Raw genomic sequence first — 20961 nt, 5'->3', positions numbered from 1 at the left:
ATGTGTTAAGCCTGCCGCCAGCGTTCAATCTGAGCCATGATCAAACTCTTCAATTTAAAGTTTGATGCTCAATAACTGTCTCTGACATATTCAAATGAATCTTCAGTGTCACTTATCAAGACTTAATTTTTTAGTCCGTAGACTTTAATCTTTCGTCTCGCAAGTGCCCACACAGATTGTCTGTTTCTTATTTTTAAAGAGCTGACAGCTTATGTTCCTCATCAATCTTTTGTTGATTTAGTTCTCTGTCTCAAGGGTTGCGTATACTACGCTAACCTTTTTTATTCGTCAAGATCTTTTTTAAAATTTTTGATCTCACTTAATCCCAACTCTTCGTCTGCTTGTCGCTGACTGCGTGTCAGTGGATGCGCATTATAGGGGCTTCTTTTTTTTTAGCAAGCAAAAAAGATAAAATAGCCATCTGGTCGCGCAAGTTTTAATCTTACTGAACTTTAATGTTTTGATATTTATTTAGATTGTAATCAGATAATTTTTTAATCAAATTTTCTACAGGCTGAGTATAAACTGTGCTTAATACAATATTTTCGGACGCAGAAGGAATTATTTGGTCCAGATTATATTTATCATTTAGTAAATTACAGACTCTTGTCGCAATCGCATAACCTGAATCTATTAGGCTCGCCTGAGGAAAAAGCGTCTGCAATTCTGTCTTAATAAAAGGATAATGCGTACAACCTAGCACTATTGTATCAGGGATTGTTTGTAACCCAAGCCAAGGTTGCATTAGTTCTTTTAACTGTTTCATATCTACATTAATGCCTTGTAATTTATTTTCGGCTATAAGTGCTAATTCCGATAAACCTAACATTTTAACAGTACAATGCGAAGCAAATTGCTGTATTAAATCGGTTATATAAGTTCTTTCAACTGTTGCCTTTGTTGCTAATAATCCTATACATTTATTTTTAGTAAGTAAGCTAGCTGGTTTAATCGCTGGTACAACACCAATAATAGGGAAAGAAAATTTAGCGCGCAAACTAGGTAAACAAATAGTACTAGCTGTATTACAAGCAATAACTGCTAAATCAATTAGATAAAATTTAGTAACAGCCTCAATGACAGAGTTCACTCTATTAATTAAAAACTCTGATGATTTATCACCATAAGGGAACATCTCATTATCGAATACATAGATATAGTGTGCATTAGGTAGTTTATTGTAAATTTCATTATAAACAGATAAACCACCAATACCTGAATCAAATATTAACACTGAAGGAGATTGTTTTACGATATTCATTTTAGCTATAGGATATTAAATAATAAATTAGAAACGCGTCATATCGTAAATTGATTAAAAATTAATGCAAGTATTTTACCCAAGCTAATGTTGCATTTAGTTCCATAAATTATAAACTAGACGTCTAGACGGTAAAACTGCTAAAATAAATACTTACTAAAGCTAAATATTATATTTCGAATATTGTGCAAGAATAAGTTAAGAGGGTATTCTATGTCAGAGTTTCTATTTACTTCAGAATCTGTTTCAGAAGGTCATCCAGATAAAATTGCCGATCAGATATCTGATGCTGTACTTGATGCAATTTTAAAACAAGATCCGAAAGCGCGTGTTGCTTGCGAAACATATGTAAAAACTGGTATGGCCTTAGTTGGCGGTGAAATCACTACTTCAGCTTGGGTAGACATTGAAGAATTAACTCGAAAAACAATTAATGATATTGGATATACCAGTTCAGAAATGGGATTTGATGCAAATTCATGTGCGGTGCTTAATGCTATTGGTAAACAATCTCCGGATATCAATCAAGGAGTTGATCGAAACGATCCTCTAGAGCAAGGTGCTGGTGACCAAGGTATTATGTTTGGTTATGCTACCAATGAAATGCCAAATCTAATGCCTGCTGCTATAAGCTATGCTCATGACTTAATGCGCCGCCAAGCAGAAGTTAGAAAAAATGGTACACTTCCTTGGTTAAGACCTGATGCAAAAAGCCAAGTAACATTAATTTACCAAGACGGTCGCATAAAAGGTGTTGATACAATCGTTCTATCAACTCAGCATTCAGAAGGTATTGAGCAAAAAGCATTACATGAAGCCGTCATGGAAGAAATCATTAAACCGACATTGCCAGCCGAATGGTTAACACCTAGAACAAAATACTTTATTAATCCAACTGGACGTTTTGTTATTGGTGGCCCTATGGGAGACTGTGGACTAACTGGACGCAAAATCATTGTCGATACGTATGGTGGAGCAGCTCGTCATGGTGGTGGTGCCTTTTCTGGAAAAGATCCTTCAAAAGTTGACCGCTCAGCAGCTTATGCCGCACGCTATGTTGCAAAGAATATTGTTGCTGCAGGACTTGCTGACAGATGTGAATTACAAATATCTTATGCAATTGGTATTGCCAATCCTACATCAATCTATGTCAATACTTTCGGCACAGAAAAAATCCATCACGATAAAATTGTATCGCTTATCAAAGAATTCTTTGATTTAAGACCTTATGGATTGATCCAAATGCTTGAGCTAATTCAACCGATCTATCAACAAACTGCAAGTTACGGTCATTTTGGTCGAGATATATTCCCTTGGGAAAAAACTGATAAAGCGGCACTACTACGTGATGCAGCAGGACTATAAACGCATACCAATTTATTTACATAATCAAACTATGGCTTGTTTAAGAACTCACTTAATGCAAGCCAATCAACGTCTACATTCCCAATATAAAGAGCCTAAGATCATTTATAAACCCAAAGGCAGTATTGCTGGTAGTGCCTTTTTAACACGTTGGGAAATTCAACTTAATTCGATTATGTTGCTAGATAATGGTACTCAATTTATTGAGGAAGTTGTGCCTCACGAATTAGCACATCTCATTGTCTTTAAAGAGTTTGGCAAAGTAAAACCACATGGTAAAGAATGGCAATATATTATGTCAGAAATATTAGGAAAAATCCCTGCAACAACTCACCGTTTTCCTATTCAACGCAATACTTATTTATACTACTGCAGTTGTCAACAACATCAATTAACCTCAATAAGACACAACAAAATTCAAAATAATAAAACTAGTTATTTATGTCGTAAATGCGGTACTATACTCAAACTTAAAAGTGCCATTTAGTACTAAGATATTATATGTGTAAGTTAGATTTTCATTTTTACAAAAGTTCGTTATTAATTCTCACTCTTGGCATTATCCTATATATTACGGGAAATTGGTTCATACCTTTATACAATGGAATGACGGTTGTAGTGATTGAACATATTCAATCTCTCTTCTTATTATTTATGTGCTGTTATACCTATTATTATGCAAAACGAGTATCTGAACATTCTGAGCTTTATAGATTTTGGATTTGGACAATTTTCTGGTGGTTTATGCTTTTTGGTCGGGGAATTAGTTGGGGAAGAGACTTTTTCCCTGAGGTACCTCGTTTCTATTATAAAATCATTGCGAGTATATTAATAGCGATCCCAATACTAAGTATATTTTTACCCACCATTCGCCGAGAAATTGCTCGTCGCTACAAATACGAAAAAATACCATTTTGGCATATATTCTTTGCTTTTTTATTCTTAGGTATAGCTGATATTGCTGAACATCGCCGTATTGGACATGAATTTCTAGTTATAACAAAAGAGCGAAAAGATCTCATTGAAGAATTAATGGAAATTCCTTGTCTTCTTTGTTTATCCTTAATAACCTTTTATATGCAAAAAAATGAAAAAAAGAGAGTAGATTCCCTATGCTAAGCTACCGCCACAGTTACCATGCAGGAAATCATGCAGATGTATTAAAACATATTGTTTTAACATTATGTATTGAATCATTAAAGGAAAAAGAAAAGCCTTTTTTATATTTAGATACACACTCGGGGGCTGGACGATATCTATTAAGAAGTGAGCATGCAGAAAAAACGGGTGAATATTTATCAGGAATTAATTTACTATGGCAACAATCTAATATTCCTGAATTGCTTAATACATACATATCGGTACTAAGACGCTATAATCCTTTTGAGGAAATAAAATATTATCCTGGTTCACCATTAATTGCGAAGCAATTATTACGTGAACAAGACAAGCTCAACCTTACAGAGTTACACCCAACTGATTACCCTTTATTAAAACAAGAATTTAGTAAAGATAAACGAACAAAAGTTTTACGTGAAGATGGATTTTCCCAATTAAAATCAAAGTTACCTCCACTATCTCGTCGTGGAATAATATTGATTGATCCTTCTTATGAAATTAAAGACGATTATCAAAAAATCCCTGCAGCATTATTTGAAGCATATAAACGTTTTGCAACAGGTGTTTACTTAATTTGGTATCCTGTGGTATCTCGTACACAAACTCAAAAAATGATTGATAATATTGTTAACTTAGGCATAAAACGAATTTCACAATTTGAGCTGGCAATAAAGCCTGATAATAACCAAAAAGGCATGACAGCATCAGGGATGATAGTAATTAACCCACCATGGAAATTACACGAACAAATGCATACAATTTTGCCATGGCTAAAAACAACACTAAACGTTGGAAAAACAGGAAATTTCATCATTAGAGAGCTAAGTGGAGTTGATCCTTTATATTAACCATAAGTATCCAATGTGTTAATTTCTTAAAAAATCTTCCCATCGTAAATAACGATGGGGAGATTTTTAATGATGATCAATAAAAATAAATTTTAAAGCAAATAGTAAAGCAAAAATTATTACACAAAGATTTAATTGTTTAAATTTGCCAGTAAAGGTTTTTAACACTACATAAGAGATAAAACCTAGTGCAACCCCTTCAGTAATTGCAAAGGCAAATGGCATCATAATTGCTGTAATAAAAGCGGGTGTTGCCTCTGTTAAGTCAGACCAGTTAACTTTAACTAGGCTGGAAACCATTAAGATCCCAACAAAGATAAGTGCGCCTGATGTTGCATAGGTAGGTACTAAATGTGCCAGTGGCGAGAAAAAGGCTACCAATAAGAATAATAGTCCAACTACTACTGCGGTTAATCCTGTTCGACCGCCCACAGAGATACCTGCGGAACTTTCAATATAAGTTAACACTGATGATGTACCAAATAATCCACCCAAAGAGGAGCTAAAACTATCAATTAACAGCGCTTGACGCATTTTGGGGAATCGACCTTTTTCGTCACTAATTCCTGCTTTATCTGTTAGTGCTAAAATAGTGCCTGATGAGTCGAATAAGCTGACAATCATTATTGAAAAAATAACGCCCATGATACCGATATTAAGCGAACCTGCTAAATCTACATGACCAACAACACTAGTTACACTTGGTGGCATAGATATAATACCTTGGTAAGTGATATTTGGATCGAGCCATAGTGCTAATAAAGTTACAACTAAAATTGAAATTAATACTGCTGCATGAAAGTTACGAGCCGCTAAAATAACAATGATAAAAAAACCTAGTGATCCTAATAGGACTTTAAGCGATAAGATATTCCCCATAGTTAATAGTGTGGAAGGAGAAGCGACTACAATGCCCATATTTTGAAATCCCATAAAAGCAATAAATAGTCCAATACCTGCACTAATACCTACACGCAAACATTGTGGAATATGTTCAATTAACCAGTGACGAACTTTAAATAGTGATAACGCAAAAAAGATTAAAGAACCCCAAAATATCGCTCCCATACCAATTTGCCAAGAATAGCCCATTGCCCCACATATGCCATAGGCAAAAAAGACGTTAAGCCCCATGGCAGGTGCTAATGCAATTGGTAAATTGGCAAATAGCCCCATTAAAATGGTAGCAAAGGCTGTTACGATACAAGTTAGAACAAAAACAGCAGAAGTATCCATACCTGTTGCTGATAAGATGGAAGGATTCACGAAGATGATATAAACCATTGTTAAAAAGGTAGTACAACCAGCGATAATTTCAGTACCGATAGTTGTTTTTTTCTCTTTCAATTGAAAGGTTTTTTCGAATATTGACTTCATAAGTTTAGGCCTAATTTAAATTGATAAGTAAGAGTAAAAGTTTATAAACAGTTTTACCTATTTTTTTACTAAAGGGGAAAAATAAAAAAGATGAGGAGTATTTACTCCGCACCTTCAAATAAACAAAAATTTTTCAGCGTCAATTATTGCTAGTTATTTATTTTGGTCAAGCGTTATTCTAGTTATTTCTCTTTGCTGTATTATAATGCTACAGAATCAGGTTTATTTAACGTGATTTTTACTTTAAGAATTCTATGACTTTCTATTTCAGCTACTTCAAATAAATAATCGCCAATTTGCAAGGTTTCACCAACATTGAGTAAATGTTGAGCTTTTTCCATTAATAGCCCCGCTAGGGTATGATATTCACGTTTATCATCGATCGGTATTGGTACAAAACGGACTAGCTCTTCAACTGGAATATAACCATTAGCAATCCAGCTATTATCATCTAGACATTGAATATCATGTTTAGCATCAATTTCCTCTTCTTCTGTTGGAAAATCACCAGCAATGGTTTCGATAATATCTGTTACCGAGACAACCCCTTGCATTGAACCAAATTCATCAACCACAAAAGCAAAATGAGTTTTGGCCTTTTTAAATTGTTCTAATGCAACCAGTAACGATACAGTTTCTGGAAAGATTAAAGGTTGTTTGATTAGTGAGTGTATATCGATCGGTGCTTTGCTTTGTAGTACATCTTTTAAAAGGTCATTAACTTGGATAATGCCTAAAGGCTCATCAATTGAGTCATTATCAGTGACAACTAAACGAGAATGAGGATTATCAAAGATTTCTTTTATTATAACATCACGATCGTCATTAATATTGACCATATCAACATCAAGTCGAGATGTCATAATGCTACTGACCGAACGCTGTGCAAGTCCAAGTACTCGTTCAACCATGCTGAGTTCTTGATGATTAAACACTGATACTTTTTTATTAGCATCAGATACGATATCAATATTATGAGTATCGGGATCTTCCTCAGCATCACCTTTTAGTAGATGTAAAATAGCTTCGGCAGTACGTTCTCGTAACGGTTTTTTATTTAATGCTTTACGGCGATTTAGTATGGCTAATTGATTAAAAAATTCAATCATGATTGAGAAACCGATCGCCGCATATAAGTAACCTTTTGGGATAATAAAATCAAAACCTTCGGCAACAAGACTAAATCCTATCATTAATAAGAAGCTCAAACATAGGATCACAATGGTTGGATGGGCGTTGACAAAATTAGCCAATGGTTTGCTTGCAACCATCATAATACCTATTGCTATACAAACGGCAATAATCATCACTGGGATATGTTCGACCATTCCAACAGCTGTAATAACTGAATCAAGCGAGAACACTGCATCAAGTACAACTATTTGAGCAACGACAGTCCAGAAGTGGGATGTCTTTTTAGGTTTACCATCTTCATTTGATGTGCCTTCAAGGCGTTCATTGAGCTCCATGGTAGCTTTAAATAGCAAGAATATACCACCAATTAGCATAATTAGTTGTCGGGCATTAAAACTGATCTCGGATATCGAAAATAGCGGTGTAGTGAGTGTGACTAACCAACCCGTAAACATTAATAATAAAATTCGAGTGATTAATGCAAAAGCAAGACCGGTAACGCGGGCTTTATCTCGTTGTTGGGGTGGAAGTTTCTCGGCAAGAATGGCTATAAAAACAATGTTATCAATACCAAGGACGATTTCAAGTACAACCAGAGTGGATAAGCCAATCCAGATTGTAGGATCCATGATCCATTCCATATGTCAGGTGATTACCTCTAATAAATACAGCACATGCTGCGTTGTAATTCTGTCTGTAATTGAGCAAATAATCAATAAAATATTTATAAAAATTGCATATCCTGTTAAAAACTTTCAGGTAACTATGTGTTTCAGTATAAATTTAGCTTTTCCAAAATGTTGGTGTGAATAAAACTAGTAAGGTAAATATTTCTAATCGCCCAAATAACATGTCAACCACCATTACCCATTTTACTATATCACTGACACTAGCAAAATTATCACTTACACTACCAAGACCAACCCCTAAATTGTTAAGTGATGATGCTACTATGTAAAAAGAGTCAGTGGCATCAATGCCTGTTGCCATAATAATAAATAAGCTAACTAAAAAGACCAACGTATATGCAGAAAAGAATCCCCAAATCGCTTCGATTATGCGTTCAGAAACCACGCGATTATTTAATTTTAAAGTATAAATAGCGTTAGGATGAATAAGGCGCTTTAGTTCACGTGAGCCTTGCATAAACAAAATTAACACACGAACCACTTTTAAACCGCCACCCGTTGATCCCGCACAACCACCAATAAATGAAGCGCACAATAAAAAGATTGGTAATGATGATGGCCATGTGTTGATATCATCGACACTAAAGCCTGCTGTTGATGATATGGATACCACTTGTAAGATAATTTTATCAATGCTCAGGCGGTGTGGTTTATAGAAATAAATAACAATTGTGCAGATAGCAACTAGTATCAGTAGAATAAATATAAATATTCTGAACTCTTGATCACGCCAGTACTCTTTAATCGAAAAGCCACTTAGTGCGGCAAAATGGAGCGCAAAATTACAGCCGGATAAAATCAAAAAGAGGGTGACGATGTAATTGATTACTGGACTGTTAAAATAGGCTAAATTATCATCATGGGTTGAAAACCCTCCCATTGATATCGTGGAGAAACTATGTGACACAGCATCAAATACATTCATACCAGCCAGCCAGAGACAAATAGCACAAAGCGTTGTTAGCAAAATATAAATTGACCAAAGTGTTTTAGCTGTTTCAGCAATACGTGGACGCATTTTACTGTCTTTTTGCGGACCGGGAATTTCGGCACGATAAAGTTGCATTCCCCCTACCCCCAGTAATGGTAAAATAGCAACAGCTAGCACGATAATCCCCATTCCTCCAAGCCATTGCAATAATTGGCGATAGAAAAGTAAAGCTTTAGGTAGATGATCTAACTTAACAATTGTGGTGGCACCAGTTGTGGTTAGGCTTGAAAATGATTCAAAAAATGCAGTATTTAAATTTAAATTAATATGTGTATCAAAAATAAAAGGAAAAGCGCCAATTGATCCTAGAACAACCCAAAATAGTACGACGATAAAAAAGCCTTCGCGTGTGCTCAGCTCGTGGCGATGATTACGATTAGGAAACCATAGTGCAATTCCTGAAATTAAGGCAACAAAAAAAGAGCGAACAAAAATTGCACCAGCCCCATCGCGATAGATTAATGCAACAAGTGCTGGTAATAACATGAATATCGATAATAGGGATACTAATAAACCGATAATTCGTAAAATTGATCGCCAATGCATCATGATGATAGTCTCTACTTAAATCCACGTGATGCTTTGATAAGATCATAGGCCGCTTGAATCTCTTGTGCACGTTTTTTGGCGGCTTCAAGCATCTCTTTCGGTAAGCCTTTCGATACTAACTTATCAGGATGATGCTCATTCATTAATTTACGATAAGCTCTTTTTATTTCTGAGATTTCAGCTGTAGCTGCAACACCTAAAATTTTGTAAGCATTTTGTAGGTCGGATTGTGGTGAGCGACCTTGATAATTTCCATAATTATTACTGCGTTGGTATTGGCCTCGTTGTCCGTGTTGGTTACTATAGCCATTTTGACGGAAGTGATAACTTCCCATCATCATTTGGATATATATTGCCATTTGTTGACGTGGAATATTAAATTCTTCAGCCACAATAAATAAAATTTGTTGTTCTTTTTCGTCTAAAACGCCATCAACTAATGCGGCTTGGATCAATTGCTCACAAAAAATATTTAACACATTACGTCGAAAACGATATTGTGCGTATAGCTCAGCCAAACGAGATCTTAATGGGTAGTCACTTGCTTTACCATTATTAAATGAATCTTGTGCTAGTTTTCGGCCGTTTCGGTCAAGTTGTAATCTATCCATAAATTGGCTGGCAAGATTAATATCATCTTGTGTGACGACCCCTTTAGCTTTACTTAAGTGACCTAGAACTTCAAAAACAACAGTTAAATAAAGTGTTGGATTTGCTTGTGTTCTTTGTTCGGTCAATTTATTACAAAACGTGCGGTAAAGCATTGGTCCAACAAAAAGCCCAAGAATAAATCCCCATCCTGTTTTTAATACAGTGCTCAAAACAAAGCCTGCAATTATTGCCCAGATAAAAGACATATTATTCGTTCACCTCTATTTTATCTATCTTTTGTAAACCTCTTGGTAACGGTGTACCTTTTCGTGCTCGCTCTGCCTTAAATTTTTGTAAATCAGCAGGATATAATGTAAGTTTGCGTTTACCAACATATAACGTTATTGAAGTGTCTTGTGTAATTAATAGAGTATAAGCAAGGCAGTCATCAGCACCTGAAAGTGATACTATTTTATTTCCTTTACCTTTAGCAAGTTCAGGTAAATCTTTTACAGGAAATATGAGCATTCGGCCTGCTTTGGTGATTGATAGTAGTAAACTATCTTCAGATGTGATTTCAATTGGTGGTAATATTTTAGATTCTTTAGGCAAATTAATAATTGCTTTACCATTACGATTGCGAGCAATCAAATCACTAAATTGACCAATAAATCCATAACCAGCACTTGAAGCAAGTAATAATTTTTGGTTATCATTTTGAGACATGAGCACATGTTCAACTGTTGCACCAGCGGGTAGTGCTAATTTACCAGTTAATGGTTCGCCTTGACTTCGTGCTGATGGTAACGTGTTTGGTTCTATAGCATAACTACGTCCCGTTGAATCGATGAAAATAACAGGTTGATTACTTTTGCCTTTGGCGGCAGCTTTAAAACTATCACCGGATTTATAACTTAAACCAGTAGGATCAATATCATGACCTTTTGCTGTTCTTACCCAACCCATTTCAGATAAAACGACAGTAACAGGTTCAGATGGTGTTAACTCTTGTTCACTAATAGCTTTAGCTTCACTACGTTCAACAATTGGAGAACGACGGTCATCGCCATATTTTTCAGCATCCTCTTTTAGCTCTTTTTTAATTAAATTACTCAATTTTTTAGGCGAAGCTAACAAAGCTTGCAGATGATCACGCTCTTTTGCAAGCTCACTTTGTTCGCCTTTAATGCGCATCTCTTCAAGTTTGGCTAAGTGGCGGAGTTTTAACTCTAAAATCGCTTCGGCTTGTATTTCAGTTAAGGCAAAACGATTAATTAATTCTTGTTTAGGTTCATCTTCGTGACGAATAATTTCGATAACTTCATCAATATTTAAAAAAGCAATTAATAAGCCATCGAGAATATGGAGTCGTTTTAATATTTTATCTAAACGGTAATTTAAACGTCGAGTGACGGTATTTTTTCGATACTCTAACCATTCAGTTAGAATTTCAACTAAGCCTTTTACTGATGGGCGATTATCAAGCCCAATCATATTCATATTAACCCGATAACTTTTTTCGAGATCGGTTGTGGCAAATAGATGATTCATCACTTGCTCTAAATCTACTCGATTTGAACGTGGCACAATAACCAGACGAGTTGGATTTTCGTGATCAGACTCATCACGTAAATCTTCAATTAAAGGTAGTTTTTTGGCTCGCATCTGAGAAGCTATTTGTTCTAAGATTTTAGCACCCGAAACTTGATGAGGCAGATCTGTAATTACAATATCACCTTCTTCTTTCTTCCAAACAGCACGCATACGGATTGAACCACGCCCCGTTTTATAGATTTTCGCTATGTCTTCTGGTGAAGTAATAATTTCAGCTTCTGTTGGGAAATCGGGGCCTTGTATGTGAGCCATTACTTCGTTGATCGTCGCATTGGGGTTATCAGCAAGCATAATTGCCGCATTCGCGACTTCACGGAGGTTATGAGGCGGTATATCAGTTGCCATGCCGACCGCGATACCTGTTGTACCATTTAATAAAATGTTGGGTAATCTAGCCGGTAACATTTTAGGTTCTTGTAAAGTACCATCAAAGTTAGGCGTATAATCAACCGTTCCTTGTCCTAGTTCACCTAATAGTAGTTCGGCATATTTTGACAAACGTGATTCAGTGTAACGCATAGCGGCGAATGATTTAGGATCATCAGGAGCCCCCCAGTTACCTTGCCCATCAACTAATGGATAGCGATATGAAAATGGTTGCGCCATGAGCACCATCGCTTCATAACAGGCACTATCACCATGAGGATGATATTTACCAAGCACATCCCCGACGGTACGCGCAGATTTTTTAAATTTGGCTTGTGCGTTAAGTCCTAATTCAGACATAGCATAAACAATGCGTCGTTGCACTGGTTTTAAGCCATCTCCAATAAATGGCAAGGCACGATCCATAATGACATACATTGAGTAGTTTAAATAGGCACTTTCGGTAAAAGTGCGTAACGACTGGATTTCTACTCCGTCATGAGTTATCTCACTCATTATTGTTCCTCTAAATCATTCTGTTTGTTAGACATCAAGTTCAACTTGATCGCCTTTTTCTTGTAACCATTCGCGGCGATCTTCTGAGCGCTTTTTAGCAAGTAGCATATCCATTAATGCCATCGTTTGCTCAGCATCATCAAGCGAAAGCTGCACTAAACGACGCGTATTGGGATCCATTGTTGTTTCGCGTAGTTGTAGTGGATTCATTTCACCTAGACCTTTAAAGCGCTGCACATTGGGTTTGCCTTTTTTACGTTTAAGCTGTTCTAAAATGCCTTCTTTTTCTTCTTCATCTAGGGCGTAATGAACTTCTTTTCCTAAATCGATGCGGTAAAGCGGCGGCATAGCAACAAAGACATGCCCATGTTCAACCATGGTACGAAAGTGCCGAACAAATAAAGCACAAAGTAATGTTGCAATATGTAGTCCATCTGAGTCGGCATCGGCTAAAATACAGATTTTACCATAACGTAATTGGCTTAAATCATCGCTATCTGGATCGATACCGATAGCAACAGAAATATCATGGATTTCTTGTGAGCCGAGTACTTCATCGGACGAGACTTCCCATGTGTTTAAGATTTTGCCTTTAAGAGGCATAATGGCTTGATATTCACGATCTCGCGCTTGTTTAGCCGAACCTCCCGCAGAATCTCCTTCCACTAAAAAAAGTTCAGTACGACTTAAGTCTTGTGATGAGCAATCGGCCAATTTGCCTGGTAATGCTGGACCACTGGTTAATTTCTTTCGAATGACTTTTTTGGACGCTTTTAAGCGTTTTTGTGCACTTGAAATTACCATTTCAGCTAGTAATTCGGCTATTTGTACATTTTGATTCAACCAAAGACTAAATGCATCTTTCACAATAGCCGAAACAAATGCCGCACTTTGGCGCGATGATAAGCGCTCTTTAGTTTGGCCCGCAAACTGAGGCTCTTGCATTTTGACTGAAATAACATAGGCACAGCGTTCCCATATATCATCGGCGGTTAATTTTAATCCTCGTGGTAACAAATTGCGAAACTCACAAAACTCACGCATTGCGTCTAATAATCCTTGACGTAAACCATTAACATGGGTACCGCCTTGTACGGTTGGGATTAAGTTAACGTAACTTTCAGTTAATAATTCTCCACCTTCGGGCATCCAAAGCAGTGCCCATTCTACGGCTTCTGTTTCGCCAGTATGATTACCTGTAAAAGGCGTTTCAGGTAAAAGAGAGTAACCGCTGACAGATTCCATTAGATAATCTTTTAGGCCATCTTCATAACACCAACGTTGTTCGGTATTATTGATTTCATCTTTAAAAATAATTTCAAGACCAGGACAAAGCACCGCTTTAGCTTTTAGTAGATGTGATAAGCGTGGGACAGAAAATCTAGGCGAATCAAAATATTTTTCGTCAGGCCAAAAATGAACTTTGGTACCTGTATTACGACGACCACAAGTGCCAGTAATATGCAGATCTTCAACTTTATTACCGTTTTCAAAAGCTATTTCGTACACTTGTCCATCACGATGAACTGTAACTTCAACACGTTTTGATAATGCATTGACTACCGAAATACCTACACCGTGTAAACCACCTGAAAATTGGTAATTTTTGTTCGAGAACTTTCCGCCAGCATGTAAACGACAAAGCAATAATTCAATCGCGGGTACACCTTCTTCAGGGTGAATATCAACCGGCATTCCTCGCCCATCGTCGATAACTTCTAGTGAATTATCTTGAAAAAGAGTAACCTTAACTTTACGAGCATGACCTGCGATAGCTTCATCAACACTGTTATCAATGACTTCTTGCCCTAAATGGTTTGGTCGGCTTGTGTCAGTGTACATTCCAGGTCGATGACGAACTGGATCAAGCCCTTTTAAGACTTCAATATCAACGGCATTATAAGTAGATTGCGACATAGTTTTTCTATTTATTCGAATAAATGACAGCTATTATACCAATCTTTGTTCAATAAGACCAAGGTCAATGGTGAAGGGGCTTGATTTGCAATGCTAAACTGTATTTATCATAATAAATTAATCATAATGATTAAGATGGAAACTTATTGAGAGTAAATCGTTGGCACTGTCCTTTAATTGATTTTTATACCTAAAATCTCTATGTGCAAATAAATTTATAATGTATTTTTAATTGTGAATTACGGTTGATAATTTAATACCTAGAGCAAGTGTTGTATTTATTTTTCGTTTTACATTGTCAATATAGTTTATAACAAAATCAACACTCTTAACAAATTTTAACGAATCTTAACAAAAGTTAATATTTTTTATCTTTAAACGATACTATTTCTTGTTTAAAATTAAACCAATATCCTCTTAATGGGTGATATTTTGTGCATTAATACTACAGAAACACCATTAATTAATGGTCAATAATAACTCAAATATTTAATTCTTTAAAATAATCGTAAATTCACAAAATAGAATAGGTAATGGTATAATGTCATTTAATCATACTTTTCAACAACCAAAAAATTTGATTTCTCTGAGATCGTTACTTTTTAATTGTAAGGTACAGCTATTTTATACTCCATGTAAACACCTTCTTTCACTTATAAAATTTTTCTCTTCACGTTTAACTCTATTTACTTGTATTTATCTTCTTTTACCTGCAAATAGTGCAATCGCTTTATCAGCAACGACCAATAAAGTAATACACGGTAGTGCGCCGTATTTAACGTTTGATGGTGGAGCGACCAAGATTACGAGTGTTGAAGGGTTGTTAGGCATAAAACTGCCGAATAGTAGCTATATACCACCAGGTATAAATAGTGCTCTTTACCCAAATGCAACGGTAGATACCTCAAATGCAGATAACCCAATAGAAATGCCAAATATAACCGACACTTTCGCCGATATTCAAACCATAGTGCCTGTTTCAAATTATCCTAAAGTTTCGTTAACTAATTTGGTTAATGCTTATGGTCGAGATGATGACGGGGATGGTAGCATCAGTGCATCAGGTCAATTAACGATTAAATGGCAAGACAAAAATGGTAAAGACATTACTAATGAGGTTAAAAAACAACCAAATAAGCCATTCAATATTTGTAATGCACCTTATAAACTAACATTAACCGCAACTGATCCTAGGTTACAGACAACGTATGGTATACCAAGAGAAAGTCAATTCTCTGGGGCTAGTCACTCATATTACATCAAACCCAATATCAATAAACCTTTGGTGTGTTATGCTCAACCTAATTTAAACCATGGTACGAACCAATACGCTGGTCCAGAGGAACAATGGGATCAAAATTATGGATTTAAAGTACAAGACCTTGGCAATGCATCAAAGAATTTCCCTACAACTGGAGCAAATAATTTATATTTTAAATTAATGCTAGAAGGTATGACAGCAAGACAAATGATTGCTATTAATGGTAATAAAGTAAATCCAGTATCAGGTACGGGGATTACGCTATCATTGTCAGCTGAAAATAATGCATTAGAGGGTAATATTGTTCGGATAACCTTAAAAGGACCAACACAGAATTCGATGAATAAAACGTTTCACCCAGCAAGATTTGAACTTTATAGTGATACAGCAAAAAAAAACTTGATATATCAATTTAAAATAGATCGTTGGTTTATCGTAAAACCAGGGGATACAGGTCAAAATTACAATAATGCGCTTTCGTTTTGTGAAAAACTTTCTTCACCACAAACGTATTTTGTCCCCGCGGCACAAGATTATACAAACGCAAATGGTAATGGTTGGAATTTAGGAGTACCAGGACAAGGCAATACGTATCAACGCAGAATTAGTTATTGGAATAGTTCCCGATGGGTTGGAGGATTGTTTAACGAATGGGGAATTATTTATGACTATCATGATGCAGGTTGGAGTTCTGGTGACTATTGGGTAATCGATGAATTTCAAGGTAGAAGATATAATGTTTTCGCTAAATTGGGTGATGTAGATTTTGCATTCTATCGTCCCTCTAGTGATAGGGTTGCTTGTGTTGCTTGGTAAACACTTAATAATTTCATTTACCTTAGAATGAGTAAATTATAAAAAAACACTGGATTATTTACACTTTATGGTTAGAATAACCCGTTAAAACCTCATAAAGCGTTTTCCCCCGAAATCGCTTTATGGGGTTTAATCTTATTATAATTCTAACAGCTATCTATTTAATCATCGCTTCATTCGATTCTTATTAATTTAAACAGTTTTCGTTTTTAGTTTGTTTATTTCTCTTTTAGTATTATTATCAACAAATCCCATATTTATATCAGGGAATAATGTGAGTAAACTACAGAATAAAATAACCCGACGTAATTTTTTACAAAAATCATTAACTATAGCAGGTGTATCTGTACTAACGAATAATATACAATTGCCTTTTGTCTATGCAGAGCCAAACACCAATGCTAGAAGTAAGATAATCCTTACTAATTCCACAGATGAAGAAAAGATTGTTTATAGTGCTTGTTTAGTAAACTGTGGTAGCCGTTGTCCTTTAAAAGTTCATGTCAAAAACGATATTATTACTAAAATATTATCAGAAGATGGGATTAATGATTCCGTTTTTGGCTTGCATCAAATTCGCCCTTGTCTTCGTGGCAGATCTGTCCGTTGGCGAACTTATGATCCTGAACGTTTAAAGTATCCTATGCTGCGCATTGGTAAACGTGGTGAAGGTAAATTTAAACGTATTTCATGGGATGAAGCCATTAGTCTACTAGTCAATAAACTTAAATATACCATTAATCGGTATGGCAACGAGGCAATTTATTACCAATATGGTTCAGGTACAACAGGAGCTAATCTTTCTGGGCGTAATGCATGTAAGCGTTTTTTAAGTACAATTGGTGGTTTTTTAAATTATCATGGCGATTATTCGAGTGGGCAGATTTCAGCTATTCGCCCTTATATTTTTGGTAATGCTAAGGATTCTTTACTTGATCAGATAAAGCATTCTGATTTAGTTGTGATGTTTGGACATAACATTGCCGAGACCCGAATGTCGGGTGGAGGGCAAGTTACAGAGCTTTTTCATGCATTAGAACAAAGTAATGCACGGGTGATTATAATTGATCCCCGTCGCAGCGAAAGTGTGGTGGCGTATAATGCTGAGTGGATCCCGATAATTCCTGGTACCGATGCTGCGTTAGTTGCTGCTATTGGCTATGCTTTACTTGAAGAAGATCGTATTAATGATGCAATGCTCAATCAATATTGTGTTGGTTGGAACACTGAGTCATTGCCTGACAGTGCACCGCCTTTTAGTGATTTTAAATCTTATATTCTCGGATTGGGTAACGATAGAACGCCTAAAACACCAGAATGGGCAGCTAAAAAGACAGGTATTCCTGCGGAACGAATTCGTAAGCTAGCATTGGATATTGTTAACGCTAAAGCTGCATGGATTTCTCAAGGTTATGGTGTACAGCGCTGGCAAAATGGCGAACATACCGCACGTGCGATTATGATGCTACCTATTATTACAGGACAATTTGGTAAACCTGGTACCAATATTGGGACGTGGGGTGGGAGTGTTATTTATCCTATACCTAGTTTTAACCTTCCAAATCCTGTTAAAACCAGTATTCCTTTCTTTCTATGGACGAAGGCAATTGAAGATGGGCCAAGTATGACAGCTAGAAATTCTTATCTCAAAGGTAAGGAGAAGTTGGATGTAGGTATTAAATTTATCTGGAATTATGCTGGTAATGTAATTGGCAATCAACATTCAGATCTAAATCGTACTCACCAAATTTTACAAGATGAATCTAAATGTGAATTTATTCTTGTTTGGGATACGCATATGACTGCATCAGCCAAATATGCTGATTTGTTGCTGCCTGATGTTTCATCAGTTGAAAATAATGATTTGATTAATAACTCTTATTCATCTGGTGCGTATAGTTATTTAATTCGTATGCAACGTACAATTAATCCGCTTTGGGAAAACCGTGCAGCTTATGATGTATTAACCGATCTTTCTGAAATGCTAGGCGTAAAAGATAAATTTACTGAAGGTCGTTCTCAAGATGAATGGATAGAATATTGTTATGAGCAATTACGAAAAAATGAACCTAATTTACCTCCTTTTGCTGATACCGATGGTATGGGAGTAATTGAGCGTAGACTTGCCGATAGTGATACACAAATTGGTTTAAAAGCTTTTAGAGATGATCCGATTAAAAACCCATTAAACACGCCGTCGGGAAAAATAGAAATCTATTCAGAGACATTAGCTAATATTGCCAACAAATGGGAGCTTGATGCAGAGGATGTTTTGTACCCAATTCCGGCATATTTGCCTGCTATCGAAGGGAGCGAAGATAAACCCAAACGCCAAAAATACCCGTTGCAACTTATCGGGTTTCATACTAAAGGGCAATGCCATTCCTCTTATAGTAATTTACCGCAATTGCGTGAAGCTGTTGCTAACAGCCTTTGGATTAATCCATTCGATGCCGAGCAAAGGCAGATTAAGCATGGGCAATTGGTTGAAGTTTATAACGATCGTGGTCGTTTGTATATTCCTGCTAAAGTCACACCACGTATATTACCAGGAGTGATTGCGATTCCGCAAGGAATGTGGGCAAAAACCAATTCTATAGGGATTGATATTGGCGGATGTATTAATCGGTTAACATCATTGCGCCCAACAGTACTAGCAAAATCGAATCCACAGCATACCAATCTGGTTGAAGTTAAACCATTATCGGTTGCAGGATTAACATCGTAAATTAAAGAGTGGATAATAAAAATGCAATATGGATTTTATATTGATTCTTCAAAATGTACCGGTTGCAAAACCTGCCAACTCAGTTGTAAAGACGAGAAAGACAATGCTTTAGGTGTTCATTTTCGCCGTGTTTATGAATATGGTGGAGGTACTTGGCAGTTGGTTGATGGTATGTGGCAAAACGATACCTTTGCCTATTATTTATCTATCTCGTGTAATCATTGTGAAGAACCAACTTGTGTACAAGGTTGCCCAACAGGTGCGATGCATAAACGAAAGCAAGATGGTTTAGTGGTTGTTAATCAAGATGTTTGTATTGGTTGTCGATATTGCGAAATGCGTTGTCCTTATGGAGCACCGCAATTTGATCATCAAAAGAAAGTCATGTCAAAATGTGATGGCTGTTATGAACGTGTAGCCGAAGGTTTAAAACCAGTATGCGTTGAATCTTGCCCTCAGCGTGCGTTAGATTTTGACGAAATTGAAAAACTACGTCACCGTTATGGTGATGAATGCAATATTGCACCACTACCAAGTTCACAGCTGACTAAACCTAATATTGTGATAAAACCACATGCACATGCCAAAGCTTCTGGTGATACCTTAGGTAAAGTTCTTAATCCTGAGGAGTTATGAGTTATATGCATGAATTACCATTAGTATTTTTTACGGTACTCGGTCAATTATCTGCTGGGATGGTATTGATTGGTGGCATATCATCTTTAAGCCATTATTCATACAGTTTAATTAAGATAAATACAATGAATATGGCTGCTCTGATTGTAATGGCTGTTGCAATGCTTATTGCTTCGCTACATTTAGGTCATCCTTTTCGGGCTCTTAATGTTATTTGGGGTATTGGTCGTTCGCCGATGAGCAATGAGATTTTTTCCTTTGGTCTCTTGTTTGGAATAACATTAGTATGTGTATTACTAACTTATTTTTCTTATCATAATGATGGTAAAAAATGGCTATTGGTCAACTCACTTTGTCAACGTATATATCAAATCCCCAATTTTTCTAAAATATTATCTTTATTGTTGATCTTTTTTAGTTTAATTTTTGTTTGGATGATTGCTCTTACTTATATGCTACCAACGGTTAAAACCTGGAATACCTATTACACAGCCATTCAGATGTATACCTCTATGCTAGTGTTAGGAGGAATTGTTGCAATAGTTTTTGGGATATTTCGAATTGGCATAATTTCTTTCTTTACTGGTGTAATATCGATTCTGTTATTAAAAATTCCTTATATTAATTTAATGACCTCAGTATCACCTGAACTTACCTCAAAACAATATATTTGGATGCTAATTCAATGCCTATTATTAGTACTTGCACTTGTTTTAGTTATTGTAAATATTTATCGATCTAAGCAATCAACAATAATTTACTCTATTGCTTTTATTATTGTTTTAGTTGCCGAGTTATGTGGGAGAATTGCGTTTTATAATTTATGGACTATTCAAATGTAAAATTAATAACATTTTAATGTTTTTAATAACAATAAAAACACACTATACAATAGGGACTATTGATCTTTTAACAAAAAATAAACAGATATACTAGGGCGTGTTGATCTTTCATGATTATTTTTTAGACGGCATGATGTGAGTTATAATAATTCAGCCAAAAACAACCATAACTCGATTCATCATGCCAAGAACAATGCTAACAGATAAACGGTGGGAAAAGCTACTACAAATAATGAAAAATACCGGCCGAGTTTATAATAAATCCGAGCATCGGATGACGTTTGAAGGGATCCTTTTCCGAATGAGAACCGGTATTCCTTGGCGAGATTTGCCAGAAGAGT

The 20961-nt window shown here is 36.0% G+C and carries 16 protein-coding genes; 9 read left to right on the top strand and 7 right to left on the bottom strand.

Going from position 1 to position 20961, the window contains the following annotated elements; translation table 11 throughout:
- Positions 1-442: 442 nt before the first annotated feature.
- Positions 443-1261, bottom strand: coding sequence for a glutamate racemase (murI, locus tag A9G38_RS08705; protein WP_051634251.1), 819 nt, complete (start codon positions 1259-1261; stop codon positions 443-445).
- 213 nt (positions 1262-1474) lie between these two features.
- On the opposite strand from murI, the gene metK reads away from it, so the two are divergent.
- The 4 genes from metK (at position 1475) to A9G38_RS08685 (ending at position 4593) form a co-directional block, all read left to right on the top strand.
- Positions 1475-2626, top strand: a complete 1152-nt coding sequence (gene metK / locus A9G38_RS08700; protein WP_034913342.1) for a methionine adenosyltransferase — start codon at positions 1475-1477, stop codon at positions 2624-2626.
- Positions 2610-3113, top strand: a complete 504-nt coding sequence (locus A9G38_RS08695) for a SprT family zinc-dependent metalloprotease (protein WP_034913345.1) — start codon at positions 2610-2612, stop codon at positions 3111-3113. Before metK ends, A9G38_RS08695 begins: the two co-directional genes overlap by 17 nt.
- Before the next feature lie 131 nt (positions 3114-3244).
- Positions 3245-3745 (top strand): hypothetical protein, encoded by a 501-nt coding sequence (locus A9G38_RS08690; RefSeq protein WP_143426385.1) that lies wholly within the window; start codon positions 3245-3247, stop codon positions 3743-3745.
- A complete protein-coding gene (locus A9G38_RS08685; RefSeq protein ID WP_034913378.1) occupies positions 3739-4593 on the top strand; it encodes a 23S rRNA (adenine(2030)-N(6))-methyltransferase RlmJ in 855 nt (284 codons plus the stop codon). Before A9G38_RS08690 ends, A9G38_RS08685 begins: the two co-directional genes overlap by 7 nt.
- A 66-nt stretch (positions 4594-4659) precedes the next feature.
- On the opposite strand, the gene A9G38_RS08680 is transcribed toward A9G38_RS08685, so the two are convergent.
- The 6 genes from A9G38_RS08680 to parE all read right to left on the bottom strand — a co-directional run bounded on the left by A9G38_RS08680 (position 4660) and on the right by parE (position 14337).
- Positions 4660-5970, bottom strand: a complete 1311-nt coding sequence (locus A9G38_RS08680) for an NCS2 family permease (protein ID WP_034913348.1) — start codon at positions 5968-5970, stop codon at positions 4660-4662.
- Positions 5971-6170: 200 nt separating this feature from the next.
- Positions 6171-7745 carry a TerC family protein gene (locus A9G38_RS08675; RefSeq protein WP_034913350.1) on the bottom strand — a complete coding sequence of 525 codons (1575 nt, stop codon included), beginning with the start codon at positions 7743-7745 and terminating at the stop codon, positions 6171-6173.
- 142 nt (positions 7746-7887) lie between these two features.
- A complete protein-coding gene (locus A9G38_RS08670; RefSeq protein WP_034913381.1) occupies positions 7888-9330 on the bottom strand; it encodes a TrkH family potassium uptake protein in 1443 nt (480 codons plus the stop codon).
- A 14-nt stretch (positions 9331-9344) separates the two neighbouring features.
- Entirely contained in the window at positions 9345-10190 is an 846-nt protein-coding gene (djlA, locus tag A9G38_RS08665; RefSeq protein WP_034913354.1) for a co-chaperone DjlA, read from the bottom strand.
- 1 nt (position 10191) lies between these two features.
- Positions 10192-12420 (bottom strand): DNA topoisomerase IV subunit A, encoded by a 2229-nt coding sequence (gene parC / locus A9G38_RS08660; protein WP_034913358.1) that lies wholly within the window; start codon positions 12418-12420, stop codon positions 10192-10194.
- Between the two features lie 27 nt (positions 12421-12447).
- A complete protein-coding gene (gene parE, locus A9G38_RS08655; protein WP_034913362.1) occupies positions 12448-14337 on the bottom strand; it encodes a DNA topoisomerase IV subunit B in 1890 nt (629 codons plus the stop codon).
- A gap of 541 nt (positions 14338-14878) precedes the next feature.
- Here parE and A9G38_RS08650 point away from each other — a divergent pair.
- The 5 genes from A9G38_RS08650 to A9G38_RS08630 form a co-directional block, all read left to right on the top strand.
- Positions 14879-16414 carry a hypothetical protein gene (locus A9G38_RS08650; protein ID WP_034913366.1) on the top strand — a complete coding sequence of 512 codons (1536 nt, stop codon included), beginning with the start codon at positions 14879-14881 and terminating at the stop codon, positions 16412-16414.
- A 274-nt stretch (positions 16415-16688) separates the two neighbouring features.
- Positions 16689-19142 (top strand): DMSO/selenate family reductase complex A subunit, encoded by a 2454-nt coding sequence (locus tag A9G38_RS08645; protein ID WP_080702354.1) that lies wholly within the window; start codon positions 16689-16691, stop codon positions 19140-19142.
- A 21-nt stretch (positions 19143-19163) separates the two neighbouring features.
- Positions 19164-19778 (top strand): DMSO/selenate family reductase complex B subunit, encoded by a 615-nt coding sequence (locus A9G38_RS08640; protein WP_034913369.1) that lies wholly within the window; start codon positions 19164-19166, stop codon positions 19776-19778.
- Entirely contained in the window at positions 19775-20620 is an 846-nt protein-coding gene (locus A9G38_RS08635) for a dimethyl sulfoxide reductase anchor subunit family protein (RefSeq protein ID WP_034913373.1), read from the top strand. The genes A9G38_RS08640 and A9G38_RS08635 overlap by 4 nt, the downstream gene beginning before the upstream one ends.
- A 181-nt stretch (positions 20621-20801) precedes the next feature.
- Positions 20802-20961: transposase (locus A9G38_RS08630; protein WP_141671777.1), on the top strand; the 160-nt coding region annotated here is incomplete at its 3' end.

This window comes from Gilliamella sp. Imp1-1, from assembly GCF_001690415.1.
GTDB lineage: Bacteria > Pseudomonadota > Gammaproteobacteria > Enterobacterales > Orbaceae > Gilliamella > Gilliamella bombi.
This window is presented reverse-complemented; position numbering and strand designations above follow the sequence as displayed.

Coding starts and splice junctions, on each gene's coding strand:
- murI (WP_051634251.1), bottom strand. CDS start 1,261: ATGAATATCGTAAAACAATCTCCTTCAGTGTTAATATTTGATTCAGGT.
- metK (WP_034913342.1), top strand. CDS start 1,475: ATGTCAGAGTTTCTATTTACTTCAGAATCTGTTTCAGAAGGTCATCCA.
- A9G38_RS08695 (WP_034913345.1), top strand. CDS start 2,610: ATGCAGCAGGACTATAAACGCATACCAATTTATTTACATAATCAAACT.
- A9G38_RS08685 (WP_034913378.1), top strand. CDS start 3,739: ATGCTAAGCTACCGCCACAGTTACCATGCAGGAAATCATGCAGATGTA.
- A9G38_RS08680 (WP_034913348.1), bottom strand. CDS start 5,970: ATGAAGTCAATATTCGAAAAAACCTTTCAATTGAAAGAGAAAAAAACA.
- A9G38_RS08675 (WP_034913350.1), bottom strand. CDS start 7,745: ATGGAATGGATCATGGATCCTACAATCTGGATTGGCTTATCCACTCTG.
- A9G38_RS08670 (WP_034913381.1), bottom strand. CDS start 9,330: ATGCATTGGCGATCAATTTTACGAATTATCGGTTTATTAGTATCCCTA.
- djlA (WP_034913354.1), bottom strand. CDS start 10,190: ATGTCTTTTATCTGGGCAATAATTGCAGGCTTTGTTTTGAGCACTGTA.
- parC (WP_034913358.1), bottom strand. CDS start 12,420: ATGAGTGAGATAACTCATGACGGAGTAGAAATCCAGTCGTTACGCACT.
- parE (WP_034913362.1), bottom strand. CDS start 14,337: ATGTCGCAATCTACTTATAATGCCGTTGATATTGAAGTCTTAAAAGGG.
- A9G38_RS08650 (WP_034913366.1), top strand. CDS start 14,879: ATGTCATTTAATCATACTTTTCAACAACCAAAAAATTTGATTTCTCTG.
- A9G38_RS08640 (WP_034913369.1), top strand. CDS start 19,164: ATGCAATATGGATTTTATATTGATTCTTCAAAATGTACCGGTTGCAAA.
- A9G38_RS08635 (WP_034913373.1), top strand. CDS start 19,775: ATGAGTTATATGCATGAATTACCATTAGTATTTTTTACGGTACTCGGT.